The following is a 13,420-nucleotide window of genomic DNA, read 5'->3' as shown; positions in this document are numbered from 1 at the left end:
CTTTTCCATCTTACAGGTAGTCACGATTGATGTATGGCACTGATCATTGCAGGAGAACGAAGCGGAGTTGGCAAAACCACAGTTACGTTGGCGCTGTTAGCCGCGTTGCAGCGTCGCAGTCAGGCGGTGCAGTCGTTTAAGGTCGGTCCTGATTACATCGATCCGATGTTTCATCGCCATGTGACAAAACGGGCTTGTCGCAATCTCGATCCGGTTTTGACTTCAGAAGATTACGTGCAGCAGTGCTTTATTCAACATAGCCAAAACGCTGAATATGCCTTGATTGAAGGGGTGATGGGTCTGTTTGATGGAGCCAGTGGATCAGATGATTTTGGCAGCACGGCTCACATCGCCCGACTGCTGAATTTGCCTGTTTTGCTGATTCTGAATTGCAGCAGTTTGGCTCGATCGATTGCCGCGATCGCGCATGGTTATCGCAGTTTTGACCCGCGTGTGCAAGTTGCGGGAGTGGTTTTAAATCGAGTTGGCAGCGATCGTCATTTAGAGCTTTTGACTGCCGCTTTAGAACCGCTCAATCTGCCAATTTTGGGCGTTTTGCGTCGTCAAGATGATATTACAATCCCCGATCGTCACTTAGGTTTAGTGCCTTCTGCGGAACTTGAGAATCTGAATCCATTGCTCGATCGGCTTGCAGATTTGGGTGAAACTTGCTTCGATTGGTCACAGTTGTTGCCGCTGTTGAAAGGTCAGCCTAGCGAACGACTCGTCGCTGCCAAAGTTGTTCGCCCCCTAAATCCCCCAGAATGGGAGACTTTGAAACAGACAGAGGTTCAGAGTTCACAACATTGCTTCGATTCAAAGTCCCCCAACCTTGGGGGATTTAGGGGGCATAAGCTGACTGAACCGCAGCGGTCAACCCTTTCAACCTTAGACAAAACGCAGTTTAGCAATACTCAAAAAGATTCTAATATTCATGGTTCAATCTCTAAAGTTAGAGTCGCGATCGCGTATGATTCTGCGTTTAATTTCTACTATGCTGACAACTTGGATCTATTAGAAAAACTCGGTGCAGAACTCGTTTATTGGAGTCCTTTAAAGGATTCTCAATTGCCAGAAGGGACACAGGGCTTGTATTTCGGGGGTGGCTTTCCAGAAGTGTTTGCGATCGAACTTGCCAACAATCGGTCTGCGCGTCATGCGGTTAAAGCTGCTATTCAGTCCAATATGCCGACCTATGCAGAATGCGGCGGATTGATGTATTTGTGCGATCGCATTGTCGATTTTGCAGGACAGTCTCACGACATGGTCGGCATCCTACCTACAACTGCAACAATGGGGAAAAAGTTAACACTGGGCTATCGGCAAGCTACCGTGATGCAAAACAGTCCGATGATGAACATCGGCGATCGCGCATGGGGTCACGAATTTCATCGATCGACGTTAACCCACGAATCGGATCAGCCGCTCTTTCAGCTTCAGGGTTATCACTCCAGCATTTCGCTGCGATCGGAGGGTTGGCAATGTCATCAAGTTCACGCGTCTTACACGCATCTACACTTCGGCGCACAGCCACAGTTTTTGACGCGATTTCTACACCATTGCTCACAGTTTGAGTGTCTGTCTCTTAGTTCCTAACGATGGCTCAGTCTGGCTACACCTTGCCCGTTTTTGCGGTTGCCTCTGCAAAGGCTGCCCTACTCCAGTTGTTGAATAGGGACGATCGACGCACGACGATCGAACTCGATATTCTGCCCGGAAATGCCGACGTTGCAATTCAACAAATCGCTGCGCTAGACGAAATGAGCGCACTAGCTGTCACCCTCAGCGACCCTGGCGACAACCTCGATTTAACTCGCAACACACCGATTTGGGCATGGGTTAGACTCTGCGATCGACAGTCTCAGCCGCTAATTTTAGAAGCAGGCGAAGGACTCGGACGCACCATCACGGGCGAAGCAGCAATTTATCGCTATGCTCAACGATTGTTTGATGCCAATCTTCTGCCTTTGATTCCGGCTGATAAAACCGTCACCGTGCGGATTATTTTGCCCGAAGGTCGTCAACTGGCTCAGCGCACCTCAAACGAGGCGTTTGGCATTCTAGAAGGCTTATCACTGTTGGGAACAAGCGGCATTTCTAAACCGCTGTCAGCCGCCGATCACCTGGAAGAATTTCGGGTTATTTTGCAGCAAAAAGTCCGTGAGTCACCCAATCTCGTGTTTTGCATTGGCAGCAATGGGCAGCAGGTTGCTCATTGCTTAAATATTCCCGAAGCGACGATCGTGCCCACCGGAAATTGGCTCGGTGCCCTACTCGTCGAAGCCGGATTACATCACGCCCGATCGGTCTTACTATTGGGCTATCAAGGCAAACTCATCAAACTAGCAGGCGGAATTTTCAACACATCAAGTCATTTGGCAGACGCGAAACTAGAAATCATCAGCGCGGCTGTGATCCGATCGGGCGGCAGTTTAGAAGCAGCGAACCGAGTTCTCAACGCCAAGACCGCCGATGATGCCCATCAGCAGCTTATTCAACTCGGATTGGCGGAACAAGTGTTTTCTGATTTAGCAGTATTAATTAGTCAAAAAGCGACGAACTATGTCAAAAAGTATGCAGATGTGTCTCTAAAAGTGGGTACCTTTTTGTTCGATCGCAAAGGTCAACGAGTCAGCCAAGACTCGATCGCTCAAGAGCTAATTGACACGATCGCTTCCTGACATCCTCATTTAGACAGAGAAGCTCAGTGAGAAAACTGCCTGATAGCATCCCGTTTTCTCACCTGCGAGGGAAGATGAAACGGTTGCTCTCGACTAATCTGGCGTAAGCAATAAAAACTGGCTATCAACCATTTTTATTGTTACTTGAGTTCGTTTGTCTATAGACGAATTGATTAATGGTTGTGATTTCATCACCACGATATCTAGGATAAATTTAAGGAGATTTCTAATGAACCGAGTTACAAATTGGCTACAAACGGTTGGATTACGTGCGGCGGTCGCAGTCATTTTTATCGCGTTGACTGTTCTTTTCATTCCTGCTGTTTCTTTGGCAGCCTCTATGCCGAGTCAGACCTCCTCTGGTCAAGATATGATCCAGAAAATTCAGAGAGACGCTGAGGATCTAGGAGATAGCCCCGATCGCCCGATCGGAAAAACGGGGTTGAAGAACATCAAAAAATTGGGAGAAAACATCAAAGAAACCGTCGATCTAAACGTTCGTCAGAAGGGCGCTATCTATAACCCTAAAGAGTCAGACAAAATAGGCGCTCTCAAAGAGGCACAAGAAAAGGCTGAAAAAGCAGCGAAGTAGTGAATCAGATCTCGATGAAAAGTCTTGGGGATCGGAGCAGAGCTTGATCCCTAAAACTTTTTTTAGCTTGGGAGTATAAAAAGCTGGTAATGTTGTTAACAAATGCCAGACTTTCCTGTAGGTTGCTTCTATAGTCCCTAACTCTTTCTACAGATATTCTGATTAAAAAGGTTTATTTTTTGATTGCTTCCTCATAATAAAAGTAGAATTTTAGTGACCTTTCAAGGGGCGGCTCGATCGCAACTTATCCCCTCCTGATTCAATTGTCGCCCCCATAATAACCGTTCATGAATCTACCTATTTCTAACTCTGATCCGCCTATCGTCTTAATCGTTGATGACGATCGATTTATGCGATCTCAGCTTAAAGAACTGCTAGAACAAGAACACTATCAAGTCGTAGAAGTCACAAATGGTCAGCAGTGTCTCGACCTCTATTTGCAGCTTAAGCCAGACCTGGTGCTGCTAGATACTGCACTGCCCGTGATGGATGGCTTTACTTGCTGTGCTGAGTTGAACGCGCTGTCAGATATTCATGCTGCTCCTATCTTGATGATGACAGCGCTGGACGATGTGGCATCGATCGAGCAAGCATTCAGCGTTGGGGCGACTGACTATGTGACCAAGCCGATTAACGGGGCGGTGTTTTTTCAGCGTTTGCGTCGTTTAATCTACCAGTTTCGGCTTCAGCAGCAACAGGCTTTGTTATGTCAGCAGCTACAGTCAGCCAATCAGGTTTTAAAGCATCTCGTTCGGTTTGACGATTTGACTCAGATTGCTAATCGGCGATGGTTTAACGAATATATAAACCAAGAATGGCGGCGAATGAGGCGCGAACAAACGCCATTGTCTTTAATCTTGTGTGATATTGATTTCTTTAAAGGGTTTAACGACACCTATGGGCACCAGGCAGGCGATCGCTGTTTACGTCAAGTTGCACAGGTGATGCAATCAGTAGCAAAACGTCCATCTGATCTCGTTGCTCGCTATGGGGGAGAAGAATTTGCGATCGTGTTACCTAACACGACGATCGCAGGTGCTGAAGAAGTCGCCGCAAGAACTCGCACGGCTGTTAAAGCGTTGCAGATTTCTCATATCAAGTCTTCCGTTCATACATCAGTGACGTTGAGTTTAGGGGTGGCAAGTCTAATCCCCGATCGCGCCCTCTCTCCAGAGCGTCTAGTGACGTTAGCAGATAAAGCACTTTATCAGGCAAAAAGAAGGGGACGCGATCGGGTGGTTGCTTCAGAAGCAATGGCAGTAAGTCTAAAGAAAATCTGCTAGAACCTTGAGACATCGCTGCACCTGAATCTCCCAAGTCCAATTTTGCATAAACTGTGCGGCAGCAGTTCCTCGACGCTGGGCTTCTGAGCGATCACGGTACACCTGCTCTAACTGCTCGACGACTTCCTCAACATCCGATTCTCCCCAGCCCTCAGTGCCGTGATAGTGTTCGCTTCTAACCACTTGACGTTGAGTGCGGAGAGGATAGCAGCGATCGGGCTGAATCAAGTCTAAATGTCCTGTGTTGGCTGAGAGAATGGTGGGAATGCCGCAAGCAAGGCTCTCCATTGCAACTAAATTGGTGCCACCTTCGGCACGATTAGGAAACACGGCGACATCAGCTTCTCGGAGAATTTGAGGCGCGATCGCATTCGGAATCCTGCCCACATCTAACACCGCGTCGGCAGGAATACCATTTTTGGTCAGCCAGCGAGTGATCTGCAACTGCCCACGAGCATCAACGGTGGGCAATCCGATGACGTGTTTGGCGCGATCGAGTCCCGTCATGGTGTGCAGCCAGTGGTTGTGCCATGCCATCAACAGCAGCGCTTCAGGGTGACGTGATCGAAAAATGCGGAAGGCAGCCACCACAATGTCTTGACCTTTGCGATGCTCTAACTTGCCGCCCGAAAAAATGACGAAGCGATCGTGCAGCAGTCCCGACTTGGAAGCCGGATGAAACAAGGTCGGATCGATTCCCTGCTGAACAGTTTCAACTTGAGTCAGTCCATAGCTTCGCAAGATTTCTGCATTCCAGTCAGACCCGGCAATGATGCGATCGTAGCGTTTCGCTTGCTCGATTTCGTGCGGCAAAAACTGCGTGTCTTCTGAGAAAATAACGCCAACATTATGAGATCCCTGAATGCGATGATTGTCGTCACTGGTTGCAAAGTGATTTCCTAAAGGCTTGAGTATGAGAAGGTTTGTGTTCAATATCTTGTCAGGGCTCTGAGCCAGAAGAGTTTGAATTTGTTGGGGATAGTGAAGCACTGAGTTGAGCCGCGATCGCAACACCGGATTCAACTCTGACAATGCGGAAATCTCTATCAATGGTACAGGTTCTAGATGGGGAATTTTTAGTAACTGTAATGCTAGATTTAATCCATAAACGCCCCAGCCGAGACTTCCACCGATCGGAAAACCAATGCCAATTTTCTTAGCTTTGAGCGGTTTATTAATTCCTAAATTACTACTTTGATTTGAACTAGAGGTAAACTTTTGAGATGAGTTCTCAATCATCTTCGACAATCGATCTACAACAGATTGAGTGACGCTAGACCAATCGCTAAGGCAATGCTGTCGAAAAAGTTGAGCCGTAGGATACCAGGGACTATCAGCCCGATCGAGAAACCATCGCCAATCAGGAACAGCACACAGCAAAATCCAGACCGATTTGCCCATTGCTCCGGCTAAATGGGCAACCGATGTATCGACGCTGATCATTAAATCGAGCGGAGCGATCGCCGCTGCCGTGTCTGCAAAGTCTTCAAGCTGCTCGTCTAAATCGACGATCGCGATCAGCGGGTGCATCTCTCGAAACTGCTGCAACTCCTCAGATCTGTCTTTCTGCAAACTGTAAAATTCTACTCCAGATAAGCTTAACAGCGGCAGCAAATCGGTGAGCGAGATAGAGCGATCGCGATCGTTTCCATTTTTAGAATTTCCACCCCAGACAATCCCGACTTTTAGACGTGCATTAGGGTTCGGAAGATCAGGAGCCGAGAGATAAGGAATCGCCGCCGGGATTGCGTCTAAAGTCGTGCCCAGTAGATAGGGCAAACTCAGCAACAGAGCATAGCAATCAAACGGCGGAAGTGGCTCACCTTCGAGAACAAGCTGATCAATACCAGGAGCCGTTTTAAGCAATCGCATCAATGGGGCTGAACACCCGACGATAACCCGTCCGCCCCGTTCTGCAACCAATGGCGCATAGCGAATAAATTGAATCGTATCTCCAAAGCCTTGTTCGTGACATAGAAAAATTGTTTTGCCGTTGAGATTAGCGCCATCCCACTGAGGCTGAGGAAACGACGGCGGCGTTAGAGATTGTCCTGTCCAGCGTTGCTCATAGTGTCGAAATCCCGTTTGCAAATCGCCTTTTAGCAGCAATAAAAACCCATGATTGAGTTGAGCATTTGCATAGTTAGAATCGAGTCTCAGCGCATTCTGATAGCAATCGTCTGCCTCTTCAAACTGCCCTCGATAGTAGTAGGCGACTCCTAAATTGTTGTGTGCTTCTGCAAAGTCGGGGTCAATCGCGATCGCCCGTTTGAGATGCTCGATCGCGTCATCCACTCGCCCCAGTTTTCGCAAAATTTCGCCTAAGCTGTTGTGCGCGATCGCGTGGTCGGATTTGAGCGCTAAGGCTTGCTGATAGGCGATCGCCGCTGCCTCAAACTGGTCTAAACTTTGCAGACACGCCCCTAAATTATGCAGCGATTGGCGATGGTCAGGCCTCAATCTCAACGCTTGACGATATGCCGCGATCGCCTCCTCATTGTGGTGTTGGGCGAGATAAGCATTACCGAGATTGTAGTGACTTTGATAGAACGTTGAGTCGAGAGCGATCGCGGCTTGATAATGCTCGATCGCCGCCTCCATCTGCTCTATTTTTGAGAACGCTGTGCCTAAATTGTAGCGAGCAGACGCATGATCAGGCGTGAGAGCGAGAAAAGACTGATAGTGCTCGATCGCGCGGTCAAATTGCCCCACTTGACAATAGACCATGCCCAACATCTCCAACGCTTCGACCTGCTGCGAGTCTTGTCGGATGATTTGCAGACAGATTTGCTCGGCGGTGTCCCAATCCTCCGCTTGAAAGGCGTTTTTTGCCAAGGTCAACTGCTCAGAAGCCTCTTTCATCGACATCGCAACCTGCACAAACTGTTGATCATTTTGCGTCAACCTAACCCATTTGCATCAAAGATTTTAATTAGATTTCCTGCGTGAATCTGGACAGCCCTCCTCACGCAGTGGGGCAAGCCCTCGCCAACCCTTCTCTCTAGAGAGAAAGGAGCTAGAACCTCCTGTTCCCTCTCCTTGGGGAGAGAGCTAGAGTGAGGGCGAAGTATTTGTGCATGAGGTCTATTGGACAGCCTAAAAAGTGTTCGGTTATCCAAAGTCGCAAGACCTATCAGAACCCTCTAAAATGATGGTTAGAGAGCCAAAGATTTAGCCGGAGCGCAACCAAGATGACAACCTCAAACAGTGAGTTTGAAATCAAAAAAACAGACGATGAATGGAAAAAGCTGCTTACGCCCGAACAGTTTCAAGTTTTGCGGAAGCACGGAACCGAACGCGCTCGCACCAGCCCACTAGACAAACAATATGACCCAGGCACTTACGAGTGTGGCGGGTGTGGGTTGCCCCTCTTCACCTCAGACACCAAGTTTGATAGCGGCACTGGATGGCCCAGTTTTTTTGCACCCCTTGAAGGCGCGATCGAGACCACAACCGACAAGTCACTCTTTATGACCCGTGTTGAAGTCCACTGCCGTCGCTGTGGCGGGCATTTAGGGCACGTCTTTAACGACGGTCCGGCTCCAACGAGACAGCGCTATTGCATGAACGGAGTCTCCCTCAAATTCGAGCCTAACTAAAATCTGGGCGCTGCTGAAGGCAAATATATTGCCCTCCTCACGAAGTGGGACAAAGCCCTCGCCAACCTCTCTCAAGGAGAGGGGAGCTAGAAATCTTGTTCCCTCTCCTCTTGGGAGAGGGCTAGGGTGAGGGCAAAATCTGTTTTTCATAGAGCAATCTTGTGCGTAGTGTCGATTAGTACACCGCTAGACAAAGAGGCAGGATTCAGCCGTAGGATTGAAGAAATTTTCTGTGCGATCGCTACCATATAGCAGTTGATCAGAGCCACTCTCATCTAGACATCTCAGCACAGGAATTCAATTTATGACTCAATCACGATGCCGCCTTGACCTTCAAGTGTCAAATCAGCCGCCTTCAATGCATTCTTTTTTACGAAAATTAGGGACTCAAGTTGTTACTTTTCTGGCGATCGTCAGTATTCTTTTTATCGGTGCTGGGTCGAACACTGCTCAGGCAGCAGGGGTTAACTCTTTGTTTCCAAGTTCTGACTCTAATAACTTTGTCACCGCAGTAGTTGAGAGAGTCGAAGGGGCAGTCGTTCAGGTCAACGTGTCTCGCACAATGGGCGGCGATATTCCGGCTGCGCTCAGACCTTTTTTAGGCAGACCTCAAGGGGGATCGCCTCAATCGGTTTTGCGCGGCATCGGCTCTGGATTTGTGATCAGTTCAGCAAATTCGATGGGGCAAATCATTACCAACGCCCACGTCGTCGATAACGCTGATATGGTCACAGTGTCGTTTCAAGACGGGCGCATTTTAGAGGGGAAGGTATTGGGCAAAGACCTCGTGACCGATGTAGCGGTGATTGAGGTGCAAGGCGATAACCTGCCTGCTGTGAGTGTGGGCGATTCTGACAAGGTGCGTCAGGGGCAGTGGGCGATCGCAATCGGCAATCCGCTAGGGCTGCAAGAAACGGTTACGGTAGGCGTGATTAGCGGCACAGAGCGATCGAGCGCTGATATTGGCGTACCTGACAAGCGCGTGGGGTTCCTTCAAACCGATGCGGCAATTAACCCCGGCAATTCTGGCGGACCTCTGCTGAATGCTCAAGGGGAAGTGATTGGCGTGAACACGGCGATTATTCGCGGCACTCAAGGGCTTGGATTTGCGATTCCGATCAATACAGTTCAAAGTGTGGCTCGGCAGTTGATCGCAACCGGAACGGTACAACATCCTTATATTGGGGTGCAGATGGTGGCACTGACTCCGCAGGTAAAGCAGTTTGTGAATCAAGCGCCCAACAGCAAGATTCGAGTTGAGGAAGACAACGGAATCTTAGTCGTGCAGGTAGGCAAGGGCACTCCAGCGGCAAAAGCGGGGCTGCGGGCAGGCGACGTAATTTCAGAAGTCAATCAACAACCTATGAATAAAGTTAATATACTCCAGCGGTTAGTCGATCAGGTGGGGGTTAACGGTCAGCTAGACGTGACGGTGAAACGGGACGATCGCTTAGTAGCGTTGAAGATTTCGCCAGAACAACTTCCCATGGCTGAAGCGCAATAAGCAGCGATCGTGCCACGCTAAATACAACAAAATCTGCTCTACACAAGGTACATTAACCCCTGTTAAAACTTGCCAAACAATGTTTGGGTCTACAAAATTGTTGTTGAGGTTTACAAAACGATTCATAAGGGTTAAAAACGATCGTTGACTCCCTAACCAGAAGAGTTTACGAAAGTCAAACGCAACGGCAACGACAATAGTGCGTGACCTGCAATTCATTTATACAATCGATAAAAATCAGGCGTTGCTGAGTCGATCTATGAAGCACAGATTTTACCCTCACCCTAGCCCTCTTCCTGGGGAGAGGGGACAAGAGTTCTGGCTCTCCTCTCCCCAGGGAGAGGGATTGGGGGTGAGGGCACTTCAGCAGCGCCTGTTATTCTTTACGATCGAAATCCATCCTATGAAAACTTGGCGACTCATTCCTCTAATGCAGGCATCGGGTCGGGTGCAGATGGCGATTGATCAGTGGCTTTTAGACCAGCATTGTTCAGGCAATCATCCACCCACGTTGCGCTTCTATACGTGGTCGCCTGTTGCCCTGTCGTTGGGCTATCATCAGCACCGATATCCCGATGAGTGGAAGCAGCTAATCTGGCAGGGTGACCCGATCGAACTAGTGCGCCGACCGAGTGGAGGACGCGCCGTTTTGCATCAGGGAGATTTGACTTACGCCGTGATCACATCGGGGTTGTCTGGCAATCGAATGCCGGCATATCAAACCATCTGTGAATTTTTGATTGCGGGGTGGCGATCGCTCAACGTTGATCTCCATTACGGGCAAGCAGGACGCAGCTACATCCAAAATCCCAACTGTTTTGGGACGGCAACGGTTGCAGATTTAGTCATGTCTGATGGCGCAAAGCTAATTGGCAGTGCTCAATTGCGAAAGGGAGATGCAATTTTGCAACACGGCTCAATGCGATTAGAACCAGATAGAGAATTATTCGATCGCGTGTTCGGCTCAGAGTCGCTGATTCCAACCCTCCCGTTCCTCAAAGGCGACGGGCTGATTAGAGCGCTCGTAGACGCTCTAACCCGATCGGCAACAGACTGTTTTGGGGTTGAATTTGAGACACGATCGCTGACGGAATCCGAGTGGCGGACGATTTACACCCTGTTAAATTGACAAAGGGCGGGACTAAGACTTCTGTTTTTCATAGCTTCTCGCTAAAAATTGCTGCAAAGCCTTGCCCTTTGACCCTATATCAGGGTAAATGAAGACGCTACCGGAAAGGCTTTTTGTGATGAGCATCGACTTTGGACGGGAGATCTGCGGCACCCTCGCGGCTGCGGAAACACGAGAATGGCTCGTCACCAACGGCATTGGAGGATATGCAGCAGGCACGATCACAGGGCTTTTGACTCGTCGCTATCACGGGTTACTCATCGCTGCGCTTAAACCGCCTCAACAGCGCACGCTTCTGGTCACAAAGCTCGATGAAAGCGTTCGTTATGGCAAAGAGTTCTATTCTCTCAGCACCAACCGTTGGGTCGGCGGCTTTGTCTGCTCAAACGGCTATCACCATATTGAGCGGTTTTTTTTAGAAGGAACGGTTCCGGTGTGGCGGTTTGCATGTGGCGATGCCTTGCTCGAAAAGCGCGTCTGGATGCAGCAAGGAGCCAACACCACTTATGTGCAATATCATTTGCAGCGAGCCGCTCAACCCTTGACGCTGACGCTGAATGCAATGGTCAACTATCGCGACTATCACAGCGATACTCAGGGCAACAACTGGCACATGAGCGTGGACTCGATCGGAAAAGGCGTTTGCATCTCTGCTTACCCAGAAGCCACGCCGTTTTATCTTTTGTGTCGGGGCGCAAAGGCAACCCCAATGCACAATTGGTATTATGACTATGAATTAGCGGTTGAGCGCGATCGCGGGTTAAACGATCGAGAAGATCATCTTCACGCTGCCACCTTTGAAGCGACGCTGCATCCGGGCGAATCAGTGACCTTCATCGCTAGCACCGATGCCACACCTAATTTGGATGGTGAGACGGCTCTACGCGCTCAACACGCCCACGAACAAAGACTGCTCGATCGCTGGAAAATTGACCAGGGTAAACAAACCGATGGTGCCCCAACTTGGATCAGACACTTAGTGTTAGCCGCCGATCAATTCATCGTGAACCGATCGCAGCCCAACAACCCAAATGGGAAAACGATCGTAGCGGGATATCCCTGGTTCGGCGACTGGGGGCGAGACACGATGATTAGTCTACCGGGATTGACGCTAACAACGGGTCGCCCAGAGATTGCTCGATCGATCATTCAGACCTACGCACTGCACATCGATCAAGGAATGCTGCCAAACCGCTTTCCCGATGTGGGTGAAACCCCAGAATACAATACCGTCGATGCAACCTTGTGGTATTTTCTAGCGATTCAGTCTTACTACAACGCGACGGACGATCGAGACTTGCTGCACGATATCTTTCCCGCTCTGGCAGAAATCATCGATTGGCACTGTCGCGGTACTCGCTATCACATTCATCTCGATCCAGCAGACGGGCTGCTTTACGCTGGAGAAGCCGGAGCGCAACTCACCTGGATGGATAGCAAAGTGGGCGATTGGGTGGTGACTCCACGCATCGGCAAGCCTGTCGAAATCAATGCTCTGTGGTACAACGCTCTGCGAATTATGGCGAAATTTGCCCGTCAAATCGGCAGACCCTATCGAGAATATGATGCGATGGCAGATCGAGTGCTAGCAAGGTTTTCCCGATTTTGGAACGAGTCTGAGGGCTATTGTTACGATGTGCTAGACAGCCCCGATGGCACTGAGGCAGCGCTGCGTCCCAATCAGATTTTTGCGGTGTCTCTGCCCGAAAGTCCGTTGACGACAGCTCAACAAAAAAGCGTCGTCGATGCCTGTTCACGATCGCTGCTCACGTCTTATGGGCTACGATCGCTTTCCCCCTCGCATCCTAGCTATCAGGGACACTATGGTGGTTCTCAGCTTCAACGAGATGGAGCTTATCATCAAGGCACGGCTTGGGGTTGGCTGATGGGGGCGTTTGCGATCGCTCATCTGCGCGTGTATAACAATCCGGCTAAGGCGCGTGAGTTTTTAGAGCCGATGGCAAACCATCTCACCAATCACGGGGTCGGTAGTTTGAGCGAGATTTTTGATGGCGATGCGCCGATGACTCCACGCGGATGTTTTGCTCAAGCGTGGACGGTGGCGGAAGTGTTGCGGGCTTGGTTTGCGATCGGGCAAGTTTAGATAGTAAATGAAACTGGTAGACAGTCAAGGTTGAATTGAGGGATAAAGCCGCTTCAGTCTGACGCGAGCATCTGCTGTGGTAAAGTGCCAATCGACCGTGTGGTTCTGAGCATTTCTCGACTGTTGCCAAGCCGCGAATCCTTGCTGTAAGGGTTGTTGATCAGGAATCCGACGATCCAAACATTGACGGGCTAAGACACTCAGTTCAATAAACTTCTTGCAAAAGTCCGAAGATGCCCTCATCCTCCATCGGCGTGATGCTCATCCGCTTTCAACAAAATTCGAGCACGATTCATCTTGTAGGCGGCGGTTTTGCCCGTCGTGGTCAGTTGCTCAAGGATTTGTCGTTCTTCGCCGCTCAGCGCTACTTTATATTTCTTAGCGGGCATGATTCAGTCCTCAATTAGGAAAATCGTGGGTCTTCGTTATCTGAGATCTTGCACCTGAACTAAAACTCTCTCGTTTCTGGCATTCACCCGCCCGTGATTGAACATCACGGTCTAACGGTGCGAAGTCCACTCAAGGGAC

At 49.5% G+C, this 13,420-nt stretch carries 10 protein-coding genes and 1 pseudogene; 8 read left to right on the top strand and 3 right to left on the bottom strand.

The features are described from left to right. The first annotated feature begins 33 nt into the window (after positions 1 to 33). The 4 genes from A8707_RS12820 to A8707_RS12805 all read left to right on the top strand — a co-directional run bounded on the left by A8707_RS12820 (position 34) and on the right by A8707_RS12805 (position 4,556). A complete protein-coding gene (locus A8707_RS12820; protein ID WP_068817580.1) occupies positions 34 to 1,596 on the top strand; it encodes a cobyrinate a,c-diamide synthase in 1,563 nt (520 codons plus the stop codon). A 2-nt stretch (positions 1,597 to 1,598) separates the two neighbouring features. Continuing rightward, positions 1,599 to 2,681 (top strand): cobalt-precorrin-5B (C(1))-methyltransferase CbiD, encoded by a 1,083-nt coding sequence (gene cbiD, locus A8707_RS12815; RefSeq protein WP_068817578.1) that lies wholly within the window; start codon positions 1,599 to 1,601, stop codon positions 2,679 to 2,681. A gap of 229 nt (positions 2,682 to 2,910) precedes the next feature. Further along, the gene (locus A8707_RS12810; RefSeq protein WP_068817576.1) at positions 2,911 to 3,273 is read left to right on the top strand and encodes a hypothetical protein; all 363 of its coding nucleotides are present in this window, start codon (positions 2,911 to 2,913) and stop codon (positions 3,271 to 3,273) included. Positions 3,274 to 3,560: 287 nt separating this feature from the next. Beyond that, entirely contained in the window at positions 3,561 to 4,556 is a 996-nt protein-coding gene (locus A8707_RS12805) for a response regulator (protein ID WP_068817574.1), read from the top strand. On the opposite strand, the gene A8707_RS12800 is transcribed toward A8707_RS12805, so the two are convergent. Continuing rightward, entirely contained in the window at positions 4,539 to 7,460 is a 2,922-nt protein-coding gene (locus A8707_RS12800; protein WP_068817572.1) for a tetratricopeptide repeat protein, read from the bottom strand. The two genes, A8707_RS12805 and A8707_RS12800, sit on opposite strands and share 18 nt — an antisense overlap. A gap of 287 nt (positions 7,461 to 7,747) precedes the next feature. Between A8707_RS12800 and msrB the strand changes: the two genes are divergently transcribed. From msrB to A8707_RS12780, 4 genes are all read left to right on the top strand, one after another. Next, positions 7,748 to 8,155, top strand: coding sequence for a peptide-methionine (R)-S-oxide reductase MsrB (gene msrB / locus A8707_RS12795; protein ID WP_068817571.1), 408 nt, complete (start codon positions 7,748 to 7,750; stop codon positions 8,153 to 8,155). 304 nt (positions 8,156 to 8,459) lie between these two features. Continuing rightward, positions 8,460 to 9,659 (top strand): trypsin-like peptidase domain-containing protein, encoded by a 1,200-nt coding sequence (locus tag A8707_RS12790; RefSeq protein ID WP_082906349.1) that lies wholly within the window; start codon positions 8,460 to 8,462, stop codon positions 9,657 to 9,659. 352 nt (positions 9,660 to 10,011) lie between these two features. Next, on the top strand, positions 10,012 to 10,788 hold the full coding sequence (locus A8707_RS12785) for a lipoate--protein ligase family protein (protein WP_231948045.1): 777 nt from the start codon (positions 10,012 to 10,014) through the stop codon (positions 10,786 to 10,788). Positions 10,789 to 10,906: 118 nt separating this feature from the next. Continuing rightward, complete coding sequence (locus A8707_RS12780; RefSeq protein ID WP_068817567.1) at positions 10,907 to 12,892, top strand: amylo-alpha-1,6-glucosidase; 1,986 nt, start codon at positions 10,907 to 10,909, stop codon at positions 12,890 to 12,892. Between the two features lie 24 nt (positions 12,893 to 12,916). Here A8707_RS12780 and A8707_RS12775 read toward each other — a convergent pair. Together A8707_RS12775 and A8707_RS28105 are read right to left on the bottom strand one after the other, a co-directional pair. Beyond that, positions 12,917 to 13,102, bottom strand: a pseudogene (locus tag A8707_RS12775) (IS630 family transposase); the annotation flags it as partial. Positions 13,103 to 13,131: 29 nt separating this feature from the next. After that, positions 13,132 to 13,281 (bottom strand): hypothetical protein, encoded by a 150-nt coding sequence (locus A8707_RS28105; protein WP_156518532.1) that lies wholly within the window; start codon positions 13,279 to 13,281, stop codon positions 13,132 to 13,134. Positions 13,282 to 13,420: the final 139 nt, after the last annotated feature.

This window comes from Phormidesmis priestleyi BC1401, assembly GCF_001650195.1.
Lineage (GTDB): Bacteria > Cyanobacteriota > Cyanobacteriia > Leptolyngbyales > Leptolyngbyaceae > Phormidesmis_A > Phormidesmis_A priestleyi_B.
This window is presented reverse-complemented; position numbering and strand designations above follow the sequence as displayed.